Origin of the sequence: Flavonifractor sp. An91, assembly GCF_002159225.1 — a bacterium.
Lineage (GTDB): Bacteria > Bacillota > Clostridia > Oscillospirales > Oscillospiraceae > Flavonifractor > Flavonifractor avicola.
Window position 1 is genome coordinate 1 of record NZ_NFHA01000011.1, and the last position, 21778, is coordinate 21778.

At 62.1% G+C, this 21778-nt stretch carries 18 protein-coding genes and 1 tRNA gene; 11 read left to right on the forward strand and 8 right to left on the reverse strand.

Annotated elements, in window-relative coordinates; all coding sequences use genetic code 11:
* A partial coding sequence (locus tag B5G42_RS08095; protein ID WP_140399826.1) for an AbrB/MazE/SpoVT family DNA-binding domain-containing protein occupies window positions 1-113 on the reverse strand: 113 nt, incomplete at its 3' end.
* A gap of 152 nt (window positions 114-265) precedes the next feature.
* The gene (locus B5G42_RS08100; protein ID WP_087268870.1) at window positions 266-1702 is read right to left on the reverse strand and encodes a 4Fe-4S dicluster domain-containing protein; all 1437 of its coding nucleotides are present in this window, start codon (window positions 1700-1702) and stop codon (window positions 266-268) included.
* A gap of 204 nt (window positions 1703-1906) precedes the next feature.
* Between B5G42_RS08100 and selA the strand changes: the two genes are divergently transcribed.
* From selA to B5G42_RS08120, 4 genes are all read left to right on the forward strand, one after another.
* Window positions 1907-3256: an L-seryl-tRNA(Sec) selenium transferase gene (gene selA, locus B5G42_RS08105; RefSeq protein WP_242959466.1), complete on the forward strand. Its 1350-nt coding sequence runs from the start codon at window positions 1907-1909 to the stop codon at window positions 3254-3256.
* A complete protein-coding gene (selB, locus tag B5G42_RS08110) occupies window positions 3253-4788 on the forward strand; it encodes a selenocysteine-specific translation elongation factor (protein ID WP_087268873.1) in 1536 nt (511 codons plus the stop codon). The genes selA and selB overlap by 4 nt, the downstream gene beginning before the upstream one ends.
* A 13-nt stretch (window positions 4789-4801) precedes the next feature.
* Window positions 4802-4897 (forward strand) — tRNA-Sec (locus tag B5G42_RS08115).
* Window positions 4898-4922: 25 nt separating this feature from the next.
* Window positions 4923-5198 carry a GNAT family N-acetyltransferase gene (locus B5G42_RS08120; RefSeq protein ID WP_087268876.1) on the forward strand — a complete coding sequence of 92 codons (276 nt, stop codon included), beginning with the start codon at window positions 4923-4925 and terminating at the stop codon, window positions 5196-5198.
* 82 nt (window positions 5199-5280) lie between these two features.
* Here the strand turns inward: B5G42_RS08120 and B5G42_RS08125 are convergent, their stop codons facing one another.
* The 6 genes from B5G42_RS08125 to B5G42_RS18660 form a co-directional block, all read right to left on the reverse strand.
* Window positions 5281-5580 carry an AtuA-related protein gene (locus tag B5G42_RS08125; protein WP_087189376.1) on the reverse strand — a complete coding sequence of 100 codons (300 nt, stop codon included), beginning with the start codon at window positions 5578-5580 and terminating at the stop codon, window positions 5281-5283.
* Window positions 5581-5607: 27 nt separating this feature from the next.
* Window positions 5608-6954 carry an acyclic terpene utilization AtuA family protein gene (locus B5G42_RS08130; RefSeq protein WP_087268879.1) on the reverse strand — a complete coding sequence of 449 codons (1347 nt, stop codon included), beginning with the start codon at window positions 6952-6954 and terminating at the stop codon, window positions 5608-5610.
* A gap of 46 nt (window positions 6955-7000) precedes the next feature.
* Window positions 7001-8395, reverse strand: coding sequence for a CitMHS family transporter (locus B5G42_RS08135; RefSeq protein WP_087189378.1), 1395 nt, complete (start codon window positions 8393-8395; stop codon window positions 7001-7003).
* A 273-nt stretch (window positions 8396-8668) separates the two neighbouring features.
* Window positions 8669-10012, reverse strand: a complete 1344-nt coding sequence (locus tag B5G42_RS08140) for a sigma-54 interaction domain-containing protein (protein WP_087268882.1) — start codon at window positions 10010-10012, stop codon at window positions 8669-8671.
* A gap of 113 nt (window positions 10013-10125) precedes the next feature.
* Window positions 10126-14046, reverse strand: a complete 3921-nt coding sequence (locus B5G42_RS08145; protein ID WP_162611065.1) for an S-layer homology domain-containing protein — start codon at window positions 14044-14046, stop codon at window positions 10126-10128.
* Between the two features lie 295 nt (window positions 14047-14341).
* Window positions 14342-14695, reverse strand: a complete 354-nt coding sequence (locus tag B5G42_RS18660) for an S-layer homology domain-containing protein (protein ID WP_087268888.1) — start codon at window positions 14693-14695, stop codon at window positions 14342-14344.
* Window positions 14696-14784: 89 nt separating this feature from the next.
* Here B5G42_RS18660 and B5G42_RS08155 point away from each other — a divergent pair, with 89 nt between their 5' ends.
* The 7 genes from B5G42_RS08155 (at window position 14785) to nagA (ending at window position 21768) form a co-directional block, all read left to right on the forward strand.
* Window positions 14785-15570 carry an ABC transporter permease gene (locus tag B5G42_RS08155; RefSeq protein WP_087268890.1) on the forward strand — a complete coding sequence of 262 codons (786 nt, stop codon included), beginning with the start codon at window positions 14785-14787 and terminating at the stop codon, window positions 15568-15570.
* Window positions 15546-16337 carry an ABC transporter ATP-binding protein gene (locus B5G42_RS08160; protein ID WP_087189381.1) on the forward strand — a complete coding sequence of 264 codons (792 nt, stop codon included), beginning with the start codon at window positions 15546-15548 and terminating at the stop codon, window positions 16335-16337. Before B5G42_RS08155 ends, B5G42_RS08160 begins: the two co-directional genes overlap by 25 nt.
* A 72-nt stretch (window positions 16338-16409) precedes the next feature.
* On the forward strand, window positions 16410-17459 hold the full coding sequence (locus tag B5G42_RS08165) for an ABC transporter substrate-binding protein (protein ID WP_087269055.1): 1050 nt from the start codon (window positions 16410-16412) through the stop codon (window positions 17457-17459).
* Between the two features lie 126 nt (window positions 17460-17585).
* Window positions 17586-19133, forward strand: a complete 1548-nt coding sequence (locus B5G42_RS08170; RefSeq protein WP_087268893.1) for a sensor histidine kinase — start codon at window positions 17586-17588, stop codon at window positions 19131-19133.
* Window positions 19102-19767, forward strand: coding sequence for a response regulator transcription factor (locus tag B5G42_RS08175; protein ID WP_087268896.1), 666 nt, complete (start codon window positions 19102-19104; stop codon window positions 19765-19767). The genes B5G42_RS08170 and B5G42_RS08175 overlap by 32 nt, the downstream gene beginning before the upstream one ends.
* Before the next feature lie 34 nt (window positions 19768-19801).
* Window positions 19802-20617, forward strand: coding sequence for a glucosamine-6-phosphate isomerase (locus B5G42_RS08180; protein WP_206406172.1), 816 nt, complete (start codon window positions 19802-19804; stop codon window positions 20615-20617).
* Between the two features lie 8 nt (window positions 20618-20625).
* Window positions 20626-21768, forward strand: a complete 1143-nt coding sequence (nagA, locus tag B5G42_RS08185) for an N-acetylglucosamine-6-phosphate deacetylase (protein ID WP_087268902.1) — start codon at window positions 20626-20628, stop codon at window positions 21766-21768.
* Window positions 21769-21778: the final 10 nt, after the last annotated feature.

The following is a 21778-nucleotide window of genomic DNA, read 5'->3' on the forward strand; positions in this document are numbered from 1 at the left end:
GTGTAGATCTCCAGGGGGTCGCCCTCCCGGATCCGCATGGTGCGGCGGATCTCCTTGGGGATCACGATGCGCCCCAGATCGTCGATCCGGCGCACGATACCAGTCGCTTTCATGTCGATTCTCCTCCTGCGGTTGTGGTTACGCCTCTTAGTATCCGCAGGTTTCTTTTGCCTATGCAGGCCGGAGGATGGTTTCATTTGGAATCCATAGAAAAAACCGTCAGACAGGTTTTCCTGTCTGACGGTTTGATGAGACTGAAAGAGGATCAATCCTGAGATTCTGGCTGCTTTTCCGCCTCGGCCACGGCGCCCTCGATGGTGCGGCCCTCGGCCTGCTTGGCGTGACGGTCCACATCGCCCTGGTTCTTGGGGGAGCGGATGAGCTGCGCGGGGCCCTGGACACAGCCGCCCTCGCAGGCCATGCCCTCGATGAAGTTGAAATCGCCGATGCCCTTGGCGGCCTTCAGGAAGGCCAGCCTGCAGGCCTCAAAGCCGCTGCAGGGCAGGGGCTTGGCCTGGAAGGAGCTGTTCCGCTCCTTCAGGGCCTGGGCCACGGCGGCGGCCACGCCGCCGCTGTGGGCAAAGGAGCGGCCAAATCCGCTGGCCTGATCCAGTTCGGTATACTCCAGCTTGGACACGTCGATGTTTTGGGATTCAAACATGGCGTACAGCTCTTCAAAGGTGAGGGCGATGTCCACCGCACCCATGGTCTTGCCCAGTTTGATCTCCATCTTCTTGGCCACGCAGGGTCCGATGAAGATGACCTTGGAGGAGGGGTCCTTCCGCTTGATGTACCGGGCGGCCATAATCATGGGAGAGGGGGTCTCGGAGATCAGATGGGCCTGGTCGGGGAAGTTCTTCTCCACGTAGTCCACAAAGGCGGGGCAGCAGGAGGAGGCCAGCATCCCCTTCTCCTCCAGTTCACCGGCCTCGGTCTTGGCGGTCATATCGGCGCCCAGGGCCACCTCCACCACGTCGTGGAAGCCCAGCATCTTCAGGCCGGTGACCACCTGGCCCAGGTCGGCGGGGGCAAACTGGCCGGCGATGGAGGGCGCCACGGCGGCATAGACATGGAAGCCCCACTTTTCCGCGCCCTGAAGGGTCTGGATGGCATCCACGATAAAGGACTTGTCCATGATGGCGCCGAAGGGGCACTGGTAGATGCAGGCGCCGCAGGAGGTACACTTGGCGGGATCAATGAAGGCCTTCTTGTCCTCTCCCATGGAGATGGCTCCCGCCTTGCAGCCCCGCTCACAGGGACGGGTCTTCTTTTCGATGGCGCCGTAGGGGCAGGCGGTGATACACTTGCCGCAGGTAATGCACTTCTTGTGATCGATCTGGGCCTTGTGGTCCACCACAGTGATGGCGTCCTTGGGGCAGGTGTGGACGCATCGGGTGGCGATACAGCCCCGGCAGGAGGGGCCCACGGTGATCTCGGTGACGGGGCACTCGTCACAGGCGATGTCCAGCACCTCCACCAGGTTGGGGTTGGTCTTGTCGCCGCCCATGGCCAGCTTCACCCGCTGAGAGATGATGGCTCGCTCCTTATAAATACAACAGCGCATCTTGGCCTCGGGACCGGGGATGATCTCCTCGGGAATATCCAGAATACCGGTCTGGAGATCGTCGTTCCAGGCCAGCCGGGCCACGGAACGCAGCACCTCATGCTTAAGTTCCTGTACGCTGGTTTCAAATACGCGCATTGGTCAACACTCCTTCCAATCATCATTCCTCTTCCAATTTCACTAACAGCATGATAACCGCAGGGTAAGTAACCTGTCAATTAGAATGTTCCCTTGTCTTACACATATTTTTGCCCCTGTTTCTGAAAACCAAAAAGTTTATATGCCTGAACGGGGAAAACTGTGGTATACTGCAAACAAATGTCATGGTAGGGAGGTGACGTTGTGGGCAAATCAGACCTGTCAGTATTGCCCCGGATGGACGCATTGCTGGCCAGTCCGGCCCTGGTGGACAGCGGCCTGCCCCGCTCCGCCCAGAAGGCGGGGGCCAACCGGGTGCTGGACCAGCTGCGCCAGGCCATCCGGGCGGGGGAAACCCAGGTGCCCGAACTGCACATCCTGGCCCAGCGGGCCCGGCAGGCGGCAGAAGAACTGGCCCGGCCCGGCCTGCGCCGGGTGGTCAACGCCACCGGCGTTGCCCTCCACACCAATCTGGGCCGGGCCCCGCTCAGCCGAAGGGCGGCGGAGGCGGTGGCCCAGGCGGCGGAGGGCTACTCCAACCTAGAGTACGACCTGACCGCAGGCAAGCGGGGCAGCCGCACCGGCCGGGTAGAGGAGCTGCTAAAGGAGCTCACCGGGGCGGAGGAGGCCTTTGCGGTGAACAATAACGCCGCGGCGGTGCTGCTCGTGCTGTCCGCCCTGACCCCCGGCATGGGAGTGGCCATCTCCCGGGGAGAGCTGGTGGAGATCGGCGGCTCCTTCCGGGTGCCCGACGTGATGGCCCGCAGCGGCGCCAAGCTGGTGGAGGTGGGTGCCACCAACAAGACCCGTCTGTCCGACTACCAGCGGGTGTTGGAGAGCGGGGAGGCCCAGGCCCTGCTGAAGGTCCACCCCAGCAACTTCAAGGTGGTGGGCTTCACCCAGAGCGTGGAGGTGGAGGAGCTGGCCGCCCTGGCGGCCCGCTACCAGGTCCCCCTGCTGTGCGATTTGGGCAGCGGAGCGTTGGGCCCCGGCCCCTGGCCTCAGGACTACCCTACGGTGGAGAAGTGGGCGGCGGCTGCCGACGTGGTGTGCTTCTCCGGGGACAAGCTGTTGGGCGGACCCCAGGCGGGTATCCTGGTGGGCAAGGAGGAGGCCGTCAGACGGCTGAAAACCGACCCGCTGGCCCGTGCCCTGCGGCTGGACAAGCTGTCCCTGGCGGCTCTGGAGGCCACTCTATTGGACTGGCGGGACGGGGTGTCCGTCCCTACCCGGGCCATGCTGGAGACCCGGCCCCGGGACTTGCGGCAAAAGGCTGAGAGATTGGCCGCTCTGCTTACGCCCTTCTGCCCCTGTGAGGCGGTGGAGACCGCCGGGGAGGCGGGGGGCGGCACCCTGCCTGGGGAGAAACTGCCCTCCTGGGCGGCAGCGCTGGACCCGGCGGAGGAACTGGAGGTCTTCCTCCGGGGGTGGTCCACCCCCATTCTGGGCCGGATCCATAAAGGGAAACTGCTGCTGGACGTGCGTACCCTGCTGCCGGGGGAGGAGGACATCATCCGGGATGCCCTGGGGGCGTGGAAAGGAGAACGGCCATGATCCTGGGCACCGCGGGCCATGTGGACCACGGCAAGACCGCCCTGGTGAAGGCCCTCACCGGGGTGGATACTGACCGGCTGGCGGAGGAGCGCCGCCGGGGCCTCACCATCGAGCTGGGCTTTGCCCCCCTGATCCTGCCGGGTGGGCGGATGGTGAGTATTGTGGATGTGCCCGGCCATGAGAAATTTGTGCCCACCATGCTCTCCGGCTGTGCCGGTATGGACCTGGTGGTGCTGGCGATAGCCGCCGACCAGGGGCCCATGCCCCAGACCCGGGAGCATTTGGCCATCCTGTCCCTGCTGGGCCTGAAAGGGGGCGTGATCGCCCTCACCCGGGCCGATCTGGGCATCAAACCGGGGGTGGAGGAGCAGGTGCGCGCCCTGGTGAAGGGCACCTTTCTGGAGGACGCCCTCATCATCCCCACCTCGGTGGTGACAGGGGAGGGGCTGGATGAACTGAAGAGAGCCCTGGCTGAGCTGGTCCAAAAGACGCCGGAGCGGTCGAACCGAGGAGACTATCGCCTCCATGTGGACCGGGTGTTTTCGGTGGCGGGCAGCGGCACGGTGGTCACCGGCACCCTCACCGGCGGTTCCCTTCGCCGGGGGGACAGGGTGCGCCTGTGGCCGGGGGATAAAATTGCCCGGGTGCGGGGTCTCCAGAGCCACGGTACCGACCAGGAGGAGCTGGCCCCCGGCAGCCGGGCGGCGGTGAATCTGGCGGGGGTGGACCGTGGGGAGGTGTCCCGTGGGGACACCCTGGCCCCGGCGGAGGGGCTTACTCTCACCCAGCGGCTGGATATGGCCCTGAAGGTGCTGCCTCAGGCCCCCTATGCCGTCAAAAACAATTCCACCCTCCATCTCCACCACGGCGGGCGGGCGCTGATGTGCCGGTGTATCCTGCTGGGCCGGGACAGGCTGGAGCCGGGAGAGGAGGGCTTTGCCCAGCTGCGGCTGGACCAGCCTCTGGCGGCGCTGCGGGGGGATCGGTTTGTAGTTCGCTTCTTCTCTCCGGTAGTCACCGTAGGGGGTGGGGTAATTCTGGACCTGGAGCCCCCCGCCAAAGGGCGGATGGACCCGGCCCGGCTGACCCGGCTGGCCGCCCTGGCGGCGGGGAAGGAGCCGCCCCGCCCTACAGCCCCGGCCAAAGAAGCGCCGCCGCCCCCAGCGCCGGAAACCGGCCCGGAGCTGGAGGAGAAACTATGTGAGATCTACCGGGCTGCTGGACTGGAGCCCCCCGCCAACGAGGAGATAGAGCGGGCTTTCCCTGGTGGGGCCGCAGCCTGCCGCCGGGCAGGCAGAGCCCTGGCCGACCGGGGGGTGCTGACCCCACTGTCCCCCAAGGTGCGGGCCTGGGGGGAGAGCTGCCTGGAGGCTCAGAGCAGAATGAAGGCCCAGTTTGGCACAGAAATGTTCACTCTGGCCCAGGCCAGGGACCAGTTGGGAGTTTCCCGCAAGTACGCCCTGCTGCTGCTGGAATACTGGGACCGGGTACGGATCACCCAAAAAATCGGGGAGGGGCGGAGATTTCTGTGACTCCCCGCCATATGGGGGCGGAAGGGTATCTGGTGAGCCCCGCGGTCTTCAAAACCGTTGGGGACGGCGTTCCCGTCCTGGTGTGTTCGATTCGCACCCGCCCTCGCCATTTTTAAAATAAAGGAGGAAGCCCCATGGAATTTCAGAGTAAGCCCGGCCGGCTGTGGGCCGAGAATGAGGAGGGAAAGCTGATTGCCGAGATCACCTTCCCGGAGGACCGGCCCGGCGTGGCCAACATTGACCACACCTTTGTGGATGGCTCCCTTCGGGGCCAGGGGGTGGCGGGCCAGTTGGTGCAGGGGGCCGTGGACCAGATCCGTGGCCGGGATATGAAGGCGGTGGCTACCTGCTCCTATGCCGTCAAGTGGTTTGAGAGCCACCCGGACCAGCGGGACCTGCTGGCGGAATAACGAAGCAAGAAAGCGCTGGGCGCGGCCAAACGGCCGCGCCCAGCGCTTTTTATGAGGGAAAATAGGGAGAAACAGGGAGAGATCAGATCTCCATGTCCAGCAGGTAGGAGGACAGGCCCTTGCCGTGCATATCCACGGACAGGGAGCGGGTGACGCCGCCGCCCAGAGCGGCGTACATCACGAAGTTGAGGGCGTGGATGTTGGGCAGCTCATAGCGAACCACCTCGCCCTTGACCATGCCCTTGAAGTGCTCCTTCACCTTCTCGGGGGTGACCTTCTCCTTGAGCAGGTCGTAGTCCTTGGGGTCGTAGGCGATGAGGGAGATGTTGGAGATGTTGCCCTTGTCGCCGGTACGGGAGTGTGCAATATCCCAGAGTTTCATAGCAAATGCTTCCTTTCTGTCCCAGTATCAGACGGTGAAGATCTCGGCCTCGGGCTTGACGTCGTAGCGGCTCACCAGAATGGAGGCCACGGACACGATGTCCCGGGTGCGCTTGACGGCGCCGCAGCCGCCGGCGGGGCCGTTGGTGTACAGGGCCTCCACCTCGTTGCCGATGAGATCGGCTTCGGCCTTGGTCTTGGCCCGTCCGGCCACCCGCACCCGCACCTCGCTGGGCTCCTGGTTGTACTGGTAGTCGGGGTTCCAGTACAGGCTGTTGCAGCCGATGAGGTCGAACTTCAGCTCCTCAAACACGTTGGGGGCCACCAGCTCCAGCCGCTCCTTCAGGATCTCCAGGGCCAGCTTGCCCCGGGCCACGCAGCCGGGACCGCCATAGCTGATCTCGCCGTCGCCGATGAAGCAGTCCTTGTAGCCGATGGAGCACTTGAAGGTCTCGGTCTTGGGCTTGCCGGTGATGCCGGTGACCGCCACCTTGTCCTTCTCCACCTGGGTGAAGGTGATGTTCTTGCAGTTTGCCACCACGTCGGGGGTCAGATAGTTTTCGGGATCGTGGATCTCATAGCAGATCTGCTCGGAGCAGGTCTCCACGGTGACCATACCGCCGGCCTCAGGCACCTTGGTGACGAAGAAGGAGCCGTCCTCGGACACCTCAATGATGGGGAAGCCCAGGTGGCCCAGGCCGGGAACGTCCTTCTTGCCGGGCTCGGCGAAGTAGCCGCCGGTGACCTGGCCGCCGCACTCCAGCAGGTGGCCCATAATGGTGCCCTTGCCCAGCTTGTCCCAGTCCTCCAGGGACCAGCCGAACTCATGGATCATGGGGGCCATGAAGATGGCGGGGTCGGCCACCCGGCCGGTGATCACCACATCGGCCCCCCTGTCCAGGGCCTTCAGGATGCCCTCCACACCCATGTAGGCGTTGGCGGAGACGATCTCGCCGGGGAGCTCCTTCAGGGGCTTGTGGTTTTCCCACACCTCGGTATCCATGTACTTGTCGATGACGGGCAGCAGGTCGTCGCCGGTGACGCAGGCGATCTTCATGCCGGTGAGGCCGTGCTTGCGGGCGATCTCCACGCACTTCTGAGCGGCGGCCTGGGGGTTGGCCGCGCCCATATTGGTGATGAGCTTGACCTTGTGCTTCCAGCACAGGGGGAGGGCCTTCTCCATGCGGTGCTCCAGCAGGCCGTTGTAGCCCTTGGTGGGGTCCTTCAGCTTGGCCTGCTGGCCGATGGCGATGGTGCGCTCGGCCAGACATTCATAGCTGATATAGTCCAGATTGCCCTTCTCGATCAGCTCCAGAGAGGGCTCCAGCCGGTCGCCGGCATAGCCGGCGCCGCTGCCAATGCGGATGGTTTTCATAGAATGACTTCCTTTCTACGCAAACAGATGAATGGATGAGGAAAGATTACAGGGCGATGGCGCCGGTGATGAAGGCCACAGCCACCATCACCAGGGAGACCAGCCAGGCCAGGGGAATGGTCTTCTTCTGATGCTCGCCCAGATCTACGCCGGACAGACCCACCAGCAGGAAGGTGGAGGCGGTGAGGGGAGAGATGGGGAAGCCCACGGTCATCTGGCCCAGAATGGCAGCGCGGCCCACATCGGCGCCCACAATGCCGAAGCCCTGAGCGGTGGTGGCCAGTACGGGCAGCACGCCATAGTAGAAGGAGTCGGGGTCAAAGAGCAGGGAAGCGGGCATGGCGATGATGCCGATGATGAGGGGGAAGAACTGACCCATGGAGTCGGGGATGATGGCCACCAGGGCGGTAGACATCTCGGAGATCATGCCGGTGCCCTGCATGATGCCGGTAAAGCAGCCGGCGGCAAAGAGCACGGAGCACATCATGAGGGCTTCCTTGGCGTGGGCGTCCACACGGGCCTTGGAGTCCTTCACGCGGGGGTAGTTGATGACGGTGGCCAGCACGTAGAACACCATGAACACCACAGCGGGAGCAAAGCCGGAGAACAGCAGGGAGATGATGGCAGCGATGATGAGGACGATGTTCACCCAGAACAGGTGGGGCCGCAGCAGGGCCTTCTGCTCGTCGGTGAGCTCCTGCTCGGTATGACCCACAGCCTGGAGAGCCACGGCGCCGATGCGCTTCTTTTCGCGGCTGCCCAGGAAGGCGGCGATGAGCAGCACACACACCATACCGGCCAGCACGGCGGGGAGAACAGGCATGAAGAACTCAGTGACGGTAGCCTCGGTGCCCTCCATGGTGGCCAGGGCGGTGTGAGCCCGGATGGTGGGGCCGCCCCAGGGCAGGATGTTCATGGTGCCGGCGGACAGGGCCACGATGGTGGCCAGGGTGGTGCGGCGCATACCCAGCGCGTCATACAGGGGGAGCAGGGCGGGCACGCAGATCAGGAAGGTGACGGCGCCGGAGCCGTCCAGGTGCACGATGGCGGCCAGCACAGCGGTGCCGATGCCGATCTTGATGGGATCGGTGCCCACCAGGTTCAGGATGCCCTTGATGATGGGACGGAAGGTGCCGGCATCGGTGAGAATGCCGAAGAACAGGATGGAGAAGATGAACATAACGCCGGTGGCGGCCACCGAGCCGATGCCCTTGGAGCCGGTGATCATACCGCCCAGGGACTTGAAGTTGGCCACAAAGTCAACGACGCCCTGTGTGCCCTCCGGGGCGCCCTCGGGAACCACGGCCATAAAGAAACAGGCGATGATGCCGGTGACCACAGGAACCACAATCAGGGCCACCAGGGGGGATGCCTTCTTGGTCATGATGAGCACCAGCATGATCACAACCGTCAGGAATCCCAGGATTGCTAAAGGTGACATGAACGATACCTCCTCTTGATTTCGACGGCCCTCTCTCCGACCGCCGTTGCCTCTGGATAAAGCAAGACATGTGCCAAATGCGGAATAAAGGCGAAAAAAGGGGGAAGCCCTTGCGGCACAGTGCCTTTCTTGCTTTGCTGCGCCAGAGGAAGGGAGATGGGAATTCTAATATTCTGGAAATCAGGAGGGGATGGCGGAGAGAGAAGGGACGCTCAGAGGAGACCGCTCAACGCATTCTAATATTCTGGAACAACATTCCAGTATTTTAGAATTCTACTTGCCGAGCTTATTGTAGAGGCTGGCCAGGGAGATGCCCAGCTGGGCGGCAGTGCGCTTTTTTCCCTCCAGAGAGGTGCCGTTTTTCTCCAGCAGGTTGAGAATGACCCGCTTTTCAAAGGCGCGGGTCCGCTGGGCCAGGGTGAGACCCACGTCCTCCTGCTGGTGGACCAGGTCGCTGGGAAGGGCCTCCTGATTGATCACCCCGGAGGGGGTGAGGTAGGCGGAGAACTCCAGCACATTGCGCAGCTCCCGCACGTTGCCCGGCCAGCTGTGGGCCTGGAGGCAGGCTACCGCGTCCTCGGTAAGCCGGAAGGGGCGGCGCAGCTTGTGGGAGAAATCCTCCAGAATGGCCTGGGCCAGGGCGGGGATGTCCCCCGGCCGCTCCCGCAGAGGGGGAATATGGAGGGGGAAGGTGCTCAGCCGGTAGTACAGGTCCTTGCGGAACTTGCCGGCGGCCACATAGGCGGGCAGGTCGGCGTTGCAGGCGGCGATGACCCGCACGTCCACCGCCACCTCTTTCAGGCCGCCCACGGGGCGGATGGTGTGCTCCTGAAGGACCCGCAGCAGCTTGGCCTGGAGCCCCACGTCCATCTCGGAGATCTCGTCCAGAAAGAGGGTGCCGCCGGAGGCCGCCTCGAAGAGGCCCATCTTGCCCCCCCGCTTGGCCCCGGTAAAGGCCCCCTCGGTGTAGCCGAAGAGTTCCGACTCCAGCATATTGGCGTTGAAGTTGGAGCAGTTGATGGCTACAAAGACCCCGTCCCGGCGGGAGCTGGCGTTGTGGATGGCCTGGGCGTACAGCTCCTTGCCGGTGCCGCTCTCGCTCTCCAGCAGCACGGTGGCGTCGGTGACGGCAATGCGCTGGGCCAGATCCTTCACCCGGGCTACCGCCGGGGTCACCGCCACGATGTCGTCAAAGGTGTACCGGGCGCCGTTGGCCTTGCTGATGCTGTGGAGCACCTGGCGGCTGCGGGCCTCCACCGCCTCCAGCTCCTCTCTGGTCTGGTAGGCGTCCTCCAGAAAGGTGACTACGCTGAGCCCCCCCACCAGGGTGTCCCCCTCATAGATGGGGTAGAGGTTGACGAAGTAGAAGTCCTTGATCTCCTGACGGGTGATGTGGAGGATGGGCTTGCCCGCCTCCAGCACATCGGGCAGCCGGGCGCCCGGGCGCAGATCCCGCAGACGGCGGCCTTCAATGGGACCTACGTCCCCGCCCGCGTCTTTTTTCAGAAATTCCTGGTAAGCCTTGTTGCCGAAGACGATGCAGCCCTTGGTATCGATGATGGTGATGCCCTCCCGCATGGCGTCGAAGGCGGCTCGGGCGGCGGCGTTGAGTTCCATAGCTGTACCTCCCAGGTTTTGTTACTGTAAATTATACCCGGTTTGTCAATCGGGGGGAAGAAAAAGAGGGGACGCTCCAAGTTGGAGCGCCCCCCGGAAGGGAAAGGACGTAATCAGGAGAGATCGGCGGCGGAGAAATTCATCAGGATCTGCGCCACCTCGGCACGGGTAGCGGAACCCTGGGGATTGAGGGCGTTGCCGCCCACGCCGTTGATGATGCCCTTCATGGTGCACCAGCACATCGCTTCGTAGGCCCAGTCGGACACCTGATCGGCATCGGTATAGTCCAGAGGGAAGGCCCAGGCGCCCTGGGACCCGCCGCCGGTGTACTGCACATAGCGGTACAGGATGGTGGCAAGCTGCTCACGGGTCATGGTGTCGTCGGGAGCAAAGGCACTGTCGCTGTAGCCGGTGACAATGCCGTTTTCGCTGGCCCAGGCCACGGCGTCGGTGTACCAGCTGTCGGCGGTCACATCGGAGAAGGACGGGGCGGCCTCAGGCTCCGGGGAACCGGCCAGCCGCCACAGGATGGTGACCACCATGGCCCGGTTGGAGGTCATGAGGGGGGAGAAGGCGGTCCCGGCGGTGCCGTCCATCAGGCCGTTGTCATAGACGTACGCCACCGCGTCGTAGAACCAGTCGTCGGCCTTCACGTCGGTGAAGGGCAGGCCGGTCTCCACGGGGGTGTCGTCCTGGGTGAAGGAGGCCTCCACGGTGACGGCGGAGGAAGGCATGGCGAAGGTGTACTTGCCGTTGCCCTTGTCGGTGAGCTTGATCTCGTTGCCGTTCTTGCCGATAACGGTGAGGGTATCCAGCTTGTAGCCCTCGTCAGGCTTCACGGTCAGGGTAACGGTAAAGCCCTTGGAAGCGCGGGTACGGCTGGAAGTCACAGTGCCGTTGTCAGCCTTGTCCACGGTGATGGCGTAGGAGGTGGAGACAACGATGCTTCCGGCATCTTCCAGCGCCAGCTTGGCGGCGTACAGGTCCTTGGCGGCCTGATCGATGACCGCCTGAGCGGCCAGGGCGGTTTCCTCGGTGTCAAAGCTCTGGCTGCCCGCGTTGGCCACGGTCTGGGCGGCGGTCAGGGCGTTCTGCAGGATGGCCCAGCTATAGGAGGTGTAGTCCTCCTCCTTAAGTCCGGACAGGTCGGCAATCAGAGCCTCCAGACCGGTGACGGAGGTGGCGTAGGTGTAACCCGCCTCGGTGATGACCTGGCGGTAGAACTGGAAGGGGACAGCCTCGGTGCTGACATAGTGCTGTGTGGTGCTGTTTTCATGAGCCAGGTAGAGGGCCTGATCGTTTACCACACGGCTGACGGTGTAGGAACCAGCGGAACCGTCTACTGGGGTGATGGTCATGGGCTGTTTTTCGGCGGTGACAGGAACTCTGCTGCCCGGGCTGGTGGCAGCGTTCAGGTTGAGGTAGTTGCTGTCGTCGCAGCTCTGGATGGTATAACCAGTTTCAGCATTGCCGGTGACCGTCCAGGTCTGGACCTGTACAGTGTATTTCGGTACGTCCAGCTTCAGCAGGCCGTTGGAGGCGGAACCGGTCACATGATCGCTGTTGGCGTTGCCGCTGGCGTGGTACAGGATTCGGCTGCTGCCGGTGTGGAAGATGGCGTACACCGCGCCGGAGTCAATGCCGTCGGTGTCCAGCTCATAGGTGGTGGCAGTCTCGTGATAGATCTCCTCCACCTGGTCGGTATACCGGTCGGGCAGGACCACCTCGTCCTCCCCCTGAACCGCCACGTCGGCGGAGGCGGTGCTGGTGTAGCCGGCGGAGGTGACCGAGACAGTGATGGTGGCGGTACCGGAAGCCACGGCGGTGACTACGCCGCCGTCCACAGTAACCACGTCGGGGTTGCTGGAGGTCCAGCTCACCTCCCCGTCAGCGGGGGTATAGGTGGCGGTAAGGGTGGCGGTTTCGCCCACCTTCAGATCCACCACGGTCTGCTCCAGGGAGATGGAGGGCAGATCGTCCACGCTGCCAACCAGGTGCCAGCCGTCGCCCAGCAGGTCGGTGACGGTGAGGGTGGTATAGCCGATGGTGTTGGTATCGGGGGCGTACTCGTAGAGTAGGCCAAAGACGTCCAGCTCAGACAGTTGGGTCACGCAGGAGTAGGCGTAGGTGCCGTTGCCGGTATAGCGGGTCTCGTCGTCGTTAAGCCACTGGACGGTGTTGCTCTCGTCCACATAGCCGATGCGCACCACGCCCTGGGAGCGCTGGACCACCGGGTAGGAGGCCAGGATCAGATGATTGTAGAGGGTGTTGTCCGGCCCCACCAGGATGCCGTCCAGGTTGATGAAGGAGACCATGCAGCCGTTGCCCGGGTTCTGGCTGTATAGATCCATGTCCTTCTGGCAGGTGCCCCAGGTGACGCCGCCGTCGGTGGAGTCGGCATAGCTGATGTAGTTGACGGTGTTGCGGGAGTACATCCGCAGGGTGCCGTCGGGCAGCAGAACCACCTGGGACTCGCTGGTCTTGCCCACGCCGTTCAGGTCGCCGTTGTGCTGGCCACGGGTCCAGGTCTTACCGCCGTCGTCGGAGTAGATGACGCTGGCAAGCTCGTTGCCGGTGGCGTTGTCGTACAGGGGGAACACCAGCCGCTCTTTGCCCTCATACTGGAAGGACAGACCGCGGCCGGGGCACACGCCGGTAAAGGCCTCATTTTCAGCCAGCTTGATGTCCAGGAACTGGGGATCACCCCACTCCAGGCCGGTTTCGGTAACGGTGGCGGAGCGGTGCATGATGTAGAACACAGGATAGGCCTTCCACTCCGAGTTGCGGTAGAACAGGTTGCTCTGCACCGCGCTGGAACTCTGGAGCTGGAGGCACAGGTCGGGGGTGATGACGCCGTCCTCTTCCACATATACGTTCAGCCAGGCATCCACCCAGACGCCGCTCTGGCTGTTGTCCTCAGCCTCGCAGATGGGATAGAGGGTGATGGTCTCGCCATTGACAGACCGCTTCACGCCGGCCTCAGCGTTGTTGATGTCGGCATAATAAGTGTAATCGGCCACAGCAGTGGAGGCATCCCCGCCGGCGGTACCGTAGGTCACCAACAGGCGGCCCTTATCGTCAAAGCCGGAGCTGTTCCAGCCCATCTTGTTGCCGCCCATCAGGCCCACATAGGAGGGGCAGGCGTCCACCACCATATGGACGGTGCCGTCCTCAGCCTGGAGGATGGAAGGGTCAATGAAGGAGGCGCTGGCCTGGCCGGTAGCGTTGTCAGCCATGTCGTCATAGTAGTTGACCACTTCCCAGTCCCAGGTCTGGCCGCCATCCTTGGAGACGCTGACGATGGTGTCCAGATTCTGAGGGGAGTCGCCGGAGGTGCGCCAGCGGATGTCAGAGGCCGCCACAATCCAGCCGTTATCCAGGGTAATGAGGGCGGGGATGCGGAAGTGCTGGCTGTCGGTGTCCTCCTTCACAAAGGGCTGGCCACTGCTGGTACCGGAGTCGGCACCGGGGGCCATGTCGGGCTCCACCTCGGTCTGCTTGAAGAAGCGCAGACCGTAGCCGGTGCTGCTGGTCAGGAAGGCGCCGTTATTGGAGGCGTCAAAGAAGAGGTGGTTTTCGCCAGAGGACATGGTGTACAGCCCGGTCTCCCCGTTAAAGTTGATGGTCAAAACCACCGCCTCAGTGGAGGTGGCGAAGTTGGAAGTGCTGGCCTGGGATAGATCCAGATAGTAGCCGCTGTCTACGCTCTGGACGGTGTAACCGCCCTCCACGGCGGTGATGGTCCACAGCTGGCGGGAGGCGTCAAAGCCGCCGTTGAGAGCCAGCTCATCGCCAGAGACCGAAGCGGTGACCTTGTCGGTCTTACCGGTGCCGGTGTGGTAGAGGATGCGGTTGCTGTTGCTGGTGTCAGCCTCATTGGTGTAAATAGCGTACACCGCGCCCGAGTCCACTCCGTCGGTGTCTTGGACATAGGCGGTGGCAGTGGGCAGGGCAGCCAGAGCCGCCGGCATGAGCCCTGCCAGCAGGCAGAGACTCACAAACAGCGACAACAGGCGTTTCCAGGTGTGTTTCATTTTGATCCTTCCTTTCATTTCATCTTGTCAAATGGCATGGAGCGGCAGTTGACGCCCGACAGACGTCAAAGGTTGGAAATATTATACCATGGAGGAAAATATTTTTCATTGCACGGAAATGTAAAAAAATTTTTTTAAATATTGGCTAAAATGTATAGGGAGTTTTTGGAGAGGTGGAAAAAATACAGCTATTTTGATGAATAAGGGAAGTTGAAACAGAAGCATACAGCGGAAAAAACCCACGCCCCCGACTCGGCAGATGCCGAGTCGGGGGCGTGGGTTCAAATGAGACGGATCACTGGGCCAGGGTCTGGCAGAAGCGGGCCAGAATCACAGCGGCCTGGGCCCGGGTGGCGGAACCGGCGGGAGAGAGGGTGGTCCCGCTGGTACCGGTGATAAGGCCGGAGCCCACCGCCCACTCCATGGCGCCGTCGGTGGAGGAGATGGTGCCCAGGGTGAGAGCGCCGCCGTCGGGGAAGCTGAGCCACAGAGTCTGGCTGGTCAGGCGCTTGCTGTCAGCGCTATTGGGATCGTCGGCGCGGCAGAAGCTGGCCCGGATCTCCAGGGGGAGGAGCAGACTGGACGCGCCCTGTATGGTGCGGGAAAATAAGGGGAGGGATGATGAAATTTCATACTTTTCTTTTTCCAAAAAGATTTTATACTAGAGTTATCCTAACCGCGGGGCTGCTTGTGCCAACCTTGCGTACGTCGGATCAATCGTAAGAAGGAGCGAAGAGAATGGAACAGAAGAAAAAGTCCCTTGCCAGCCGGATTCCATCAAAGGTCTGGCTGCTCATCTCTTTTGCGGTGGCCATGCTGGTTTGGTACATCATGTCCATCATTCCCCAGACGTCCCGCGCTTTCCCCAACGTGGTGGTGACCATTCAGGGTCTCATGACCATGGTGGAGCGCGGCGTGTTCTGGCAGGACCTGAGCAGCAGCTTGATCTCCGTGGCAATGGGTTACGCCATTGGCTTTGTCATCGCCCTGCCCGTGGCCATCCTGATGGCCTGGTATGTGCCGGTGCGCAACATCCTGGAGCCCTGGATCCAGTTTATCCGTAACATCCCCCCTCTGGCCTATGTGCCTCTGATCGTGATCTGTGCCGGCGTGGGCCGGCTGCCTCAGGTGATCGTGATCACCATCGCCTGCTTCCTCATCATGTGTGTGACCATCTATCAGGGCGTGATCAACGTGGATGAGACCCTCATCAAGGCCGCCCGGGTTCTGGGCGCCACCGACAAGGACATCTTCGTTCGGGTCATTACCCCCGCCACCCTGCCCTTCATCCTCACCGCTGTCCGGCTGGGTGCTTCCGTCGCTCTGACCACCCTGATCGCAGCCGAATCCACCGGCGCTATGGCCGGCCTGGGTATGCGTATCCGGTCTCTGAACAACAGCTTTGACGCGGCCCCCATGCTGGCCTACGTCATCATCATCGGCATCATCGGTATTACTCTTGAAAAAATTATCAAATTCTTGGAAAGGAAGCTGACGGGATGGCAGGAGAAGAGAGAAATCTGATCGTCAAGATCGATAACGTCCGCAAGGTATACAATACCCGCAACGGCGAGATGGTAGCCCTGAACGGGGTGGACCTGGACATCTATGAGAACGAATTTATCTGCGTGGTAGGCCCCTCCGGCTGCGGTAAGTCTACCCTGCTCAACATCATCGCCGGCCTCCACGAGGCCACTTCCGGCGCTGTCTACTGCAAAGGCAAGAAGGTCACCGGCACCGGCACCGAGCGCGGCGTGGTCTTCCAGCAGTACGCCCTGTTCCCCTGGCTCACCGTGAAGAAGAACGTCATGTTCGCTCTGGAGATGAAGGGCATCAAGGGCAAAGAGGCCGAGGATCTGGCCATGAAGTACCTGGAGAAGGTGGATCTGACCAAGTTTGCCGACCACTATCCCAAGGAGCTGTCCGGCGGCATGAAGCAGCGCGTGGCCATCGCCCGCGCCTACGCCGCTGACCCCGAGGTGCTGCTGATGGACGAGCCCTTCGGCGCCCTGGACGCCCAGACCCGTACCCAGCTGCAGACCGAGCTGCTGGAGACCTGGGAGAAGGACCGCAAGACCTGCTTCTTCATCACCCACGATGTAGAGGAGGCCATCATCCTGGCCCAGAAGGTCATCATCATGTCCGCCCGTCCCGGCCGCATCAAGTCCATCATCGACATCGACATCCCCTATCCCCGTACTCAGGAGACCAAGATGACTCCTCGCTTCCTGGAGCTGAAGAACGAGATCTGGAGCCAGGTGTACCAGGAGTATCTGGAGGTCCGCAAGTAATCAGGTTGGAACGGCACTGGCCGTTGCAATAGAGGAAAAGAACCCCAAACTATTAAATAGGAGGAAATGAACGTGAAGAAGTTTCTTGCCATGCTCCTGGCCGTGGCCATGCTGGGCGGCGCTCTGGCTGCCTGCGGCGGCGGCGAAACCACCAGCACCCCCTCCGGCAACACCGGCACTCCCGCCGGAAACTCCGAGACCCCCACTGTTGAGACTGTTGATATCAATGTGGGCTATATGCCCAACTACGGCGGCCTGTGGAGCCTGATGACCGCCAAGGAGAAGGGCTTCTTTGAGGAAGAGGGCCTGAACGTCACCATGACCCAGTTCGAGGACGGCCCCACCATCATCGCCGCCATGGAGAACGGCTCCGTGAACTTCGGCTACATCGGCCAGGGCGCTCATAAGCTGTGCGTCCAGGGCAACGCCACCATCATCGCTCTGTCCCACATCTCCAACGGCGATGCCCTCATCGGCGGCCCTGGCATCAGCACTGTTGAGGACCTGAAGGGTAAGGTCGTGGCCTACTCCTCCGGCACCTCCAGCGAGGATATCCTGCGCAACGCTCTGGCTGCTCACAACATGACCATGGATGACATCCAGGCCATGGACATGGACGCTCCCTCCATCGTGACTGCTATGATGTCCGGCGGCGTGGACGCCTGCGCCACCTGGTCCCCCAACAGCCTGACCATCCTGGAGGGCATGGAGGGCACCACCAAGCTGGCTGACAACATGACCTTCTCCGACACCACCGTGTCCCTGGCCAGCTGGATCGCCACCCCCAAGTACCTGGAAGAGAACCGCGACGTGACCGTTCGCTTTGTCCGCGCTCTGATGAAGGCTATGGATTACGCTGCTGACGGCAACTACGAAGAGGTTGCTCAGTGGTGTGCCACTCAGGCCGCTCTGGACTATGACACCATGTACAATCAGCGCGGCGACGCCGACTGGCTCACCGGCAAGGAAGTGGTGGACGGCGTGGCCGACGGCACCGTCAAGGGCTACTACGAGCTGCAGCAGAAGAACCTGCTGGACGGCGGCTCCATCACCGAAGAGGATGTGTGCCCCGTCGAAGATTACGTGGACTTCGATCTGATGACCGAGGCCGGCAACTACTAATATGACCCCAGGAGGGGCGGCGGCGGAATACCGCCGCCGCCCCTTTCCCGCGTAAACAGATTCTTTACAAAGCCGGAGTGAGCGGATACAATAGCACCGGAAACCACAACTGGAGGAGGACAAGCTATGCTTCTGTTGTTGGCCGTGGGGCTGCTCATCGGCTCCATTCTGGTGCTGTGCGTCAAAAAGAATCTGGAGTCCCTGCTGCTGGTAGGACTGTGCCTGAGCCTTACGGTCTATTTCGTGGGGCTGATGGTCTTTATCGCCAAGAAGGGCGGCCTGTCCCAGGAGGTCATGAACTTCCTGTTTTTCAACCAGAAGATTCGCATCTGGGTGCAGTACCGCTTTATTACCCTGGGACAGCTGGGCTACATTGTGGCCCTGGGCCGCTATCTGTTCCCGCTGTTCCTGCTGGAGATGGCCTTCCAGTATTCCATGCTTTCCGCCCTGCGGAAGGCGCCGCTGGTCCGGAAACTGGTGCTGGTGCTGCCTGCCGTTTCCCTGGTGCTCTATTACCCCAGTGTGTACCGGAGCCTGGTGATCAGGTTCCCGGTGTTCAAGGATATCCTGGTCCAGTTCTCTTATATCTGGGTCATGTGCTATGTGGCGCTGGCGGTAGGCCTGCTGGTTGTGGAATATTGCTCCACCACCATGCATTTTTCCCGGCGGAAGTTTCTGCCCATCGTCATCTCTCTGGTGGCGCTGGCCACTCTGTATGTGATATACTGCGGTCAGGACCCGGGGCAGATCTACCGGTTCTACAGCTACGACTATACCTGGATCAAGGGTGTGGGCTATCTGCAATTCGCCCTCAGCATAGGCGGTTATATGGTCCTGGTGGCGGTTAACCTGGTGTGCGGTATCCTGGGTCTGGGCAGTATGTTGCGTTACACTCAGACAAGCTTTGCGTCCGACCGGGACGAGGTGGTGCTGGAGCGTAAGTTCGATGTGGCCCGCACCGGCGCCTCGGTCTTTGTCCACAGCATCAAGAACCAGTTGCTGGCCAACCGGGTGCTCTACAAGCGCATCCGTGCTGAACTGCAGAAGGAGGAGCCCGACCTGGACAAGGTGCGGGGCTACGCCGACAGCCTGTGCGACAACAACGAGCTGCTCATCGGCCGCTCGGAGGAACTCTACCGCACGGTCAAGGCCAAATCAGTACGCCTGGTGCCGGTGTCCTTAGGCCGCCTGGAGGAGATCACCCTGGACCGGTTCCGCAAGAAATATCCCGATGGCCGGGTCAGGGCGCTGATGGACCGGGAGGTCCAGGTGCTGGCCGATGAGAACTACCTCAGTGAGGCCCTGTACAACCTGCTCACCAACGCCTGGGAGGCCACCATCGGATATGAGGAGACCAGGCCGGTGGAGCTGGTGAGCCACCAGGAGCGGCTGTATACGGTTCTGGAGGTCAAGGACCACGGTCCCGGTATTAAGACGGGAGAATTCAAACACATCTTTGAGCCCTTCTATTCCAGCAAGAACAGCAATTTCAACTGGGGCATGGGTCTGTACCATGTCCGTACCATCGTGCGCAGCCACCTGGGTTCCCTGCGGGTGGAGAACCGGCCGGAGGGAGGAGCTTCCTTCTTCATTCTGCTGCCCCGCTATGGTACCGTCCAGCCGAGGCAGGGAGGAAAAAAGCATGATACGCATTTTGGTCGCAGAGGACTTTGAGCTGATCCGGGAGGATCTGTGCGATGTCCTCAACCAACAGGAAGATATGACCGTGGTGGGCAGCGCCGCCAGCGGAAAGGAGATCGAGGCCCTGGCCCTGGAGACCGACTTCGATCTCGTTCTTATGGATATTGAGATGGAGACCACTACCGCCGGCATCCAGGCCACCGAGCACATCCTGGAGAAAAAGCCGGAGGCCAAGGTCCTCTTCCTCACCGCCCACGAGACCGACAACATGATCCTCACCTCCATGGGCGCGGGGGCGGTGGATTACATCGTCAAGGGCTGCGAGGACGCCGAGCTGCTCCAGCACATCCGCAGCGCCTATGCCGGCCAGGCCATGCTGGACGGCAAGATCCAGAACCTGCTGCTCAAGGAGTATTCCCGCCTGCGTACCTCGGAGCGGTCCCTGCTCTTTTTCATCAGCACAGTCTCCCAGCTCACCGCCGCCGAGCGGGATCTGGTTCGGCTGCTGCTGGAGGACAAGAAGATCAAGGAGATCGCCGCGGAGCGGTGCGTGGAGGTCGTCACCGTCAAGACTCAGATCAAGAGCCTGCTGCGGAAGTTCGGCTGCACCCGGACCAAGGAGATCGTGGATACCATCCGGGAATTGAACGTAACCCATCTGTTTTAAGCATTGACATACCGTCATAGAAAGGAAGATCCACATGGACTATTATCACATTTCCGCCCAGGACCTGGGCAAGAATGCCAAGATTCCCGTCGTTAAGCTGGGGGACTCCGGCGAGGTGTTCTATGAGATCGCCATGGAGATGATCAACACCATCAAGGCTCACAACGAGAAGGGCGAAAAGACCGTCTTTATCTGCCCCGTGGGTCCTGTGGGCCAGTATCCCATCTTTGTTCGCCTGGTGAACCGGGACCGGATCAGCCTGAAGAACTGCTGGTTCATCAACATGGACGAGTATCTCAATGACGACGACACCTACATCGACAAGGAGAGCCCCCTGTCCTTCCGTGGCTTCATGGAGCGCACCGTGTACACCAAGATCGACGAGGAGCTGCTCATGCCCCCCGAGCAGCGGGTGTTCCCCAACCCCGCCGACCCCGGCTATGTGGATCGCCTGATCGAGGAGCTGGGCGGCGTGGATATCGCCTTCGGCGGCATCGGCATCAACGGCCATCTGGCCTTCAACGAGTCCCGTGAGGACATGACCGCCGAGGAGTTTGCCGCTCAGGGCACCCGGGCCCTGTCCCTGAATCCCGAGACCCGCACCGCCAACGCCATCGGCGATCGCTGCGGCGCCATCGATGCCATGCCCCACCGTGCCGTCACCATCGGCATCAAGCAGATCCTGGGCGCCCGCAAGGTCCGTCTGGGCGTGTTCCGCGAGTGGCACCGCTCCGTGGTCCGTCAGGCCGCTTACGGCGAGGTGACCGCTCACTTCCCCGCCAGCCTGCTGCAGAACCACCCCGACGCCATCATCTTCACCAATGCCCTGGCCGCCGGCCAGCCCTTCTGAGGTATCTTATGAAACGAACCCTCTTTACCAATGGCAAGGTCTATGTAGACGGCCAGTTCCAGGACACCGACCTGCTGGTGCAGGACGGCCGGGTAGCCGGTTTCTCCGGCAAGGCCGATGAGGTGGTGGACCTGGGCGGCAAGCTGCTGGTCCCCGGTTTCCTGGACCTGCACACCCACGGCGGCGACGGCGTGGACGTGAATGCCGCCACCGCCCAGGACCTGGCTAAGATCGGTAAGTTCTTCGCCAAGAACGGCACCACCGGTTGGCTGTGCTCCATCCTCACCGATACCCCGGAGCAGACCCTGTGGTGCATCGACCAGGCCAAGGCCGCCATGAAGACCCCTATCACCGGGGCCCAGCTCATGGGCATCCACCTGGAAGGTCCCTTCCTGTCGGTGGAGTACAAGGGCGCCATGCCTGAGCGCCTGCTGCAGAAGGGCAACGCGGATCTCTTCCGCAAGTACCAGCAGGCCGCTGACGGCGCGGTGCGCTACATCACCGTCTCTCCCGAGGTGGAGGGCGTGGTGGATATGATCGCTGAGATCGCCGGCCACACCACCGTGGCCATCGGCCACTCGGGGGCCGACTACGAGACCTCCTGTGCCGCCATTGACGCGGGAGCCGCCTGCTGCACCCACACCTTCAACGCCATGGGCCTGTTCCACCAGCACCGTCCCGGCATTATGGGCGCGGTCCTGGAGCGCCCCGTGTGCTGCGAGGCCATCTGCGACGGCCGCCACCTGCATCCCGGCTCTGTCCGGATGCTCTTGGCCTGCAAGGGCTGGGACAAGGTGGTAGCGGTCACCGACTCCATTCAGGCCGCCGGTCTGCCCGACGGACACTATAAGCTGGGCGTCAACGACGTGGTGGTGGAGGATGGCGACGCCAAGCTGGCCTCTAACGGCGTCCGGGCCGGTTCTACCCTGACTACCGGTCAGGCCCTGAAGAACCTGGTGAAGTTCACCGGGGAGAGCGTGGAAAAGGTGCTCCCCCTGCTGACTGCAAATCCTGCCCGCCTCATCGGTATGGACCACCGGAAGGGCTCCATCGCCCCCGGCAAGGACGCCGATCTGGTGGTTCTGGACCAAGATCTGAATGTAACTGCAACCTATGTGGCCGGCGTCAACGTATACGCCGGAGAGAATTAAGGAGGAACTT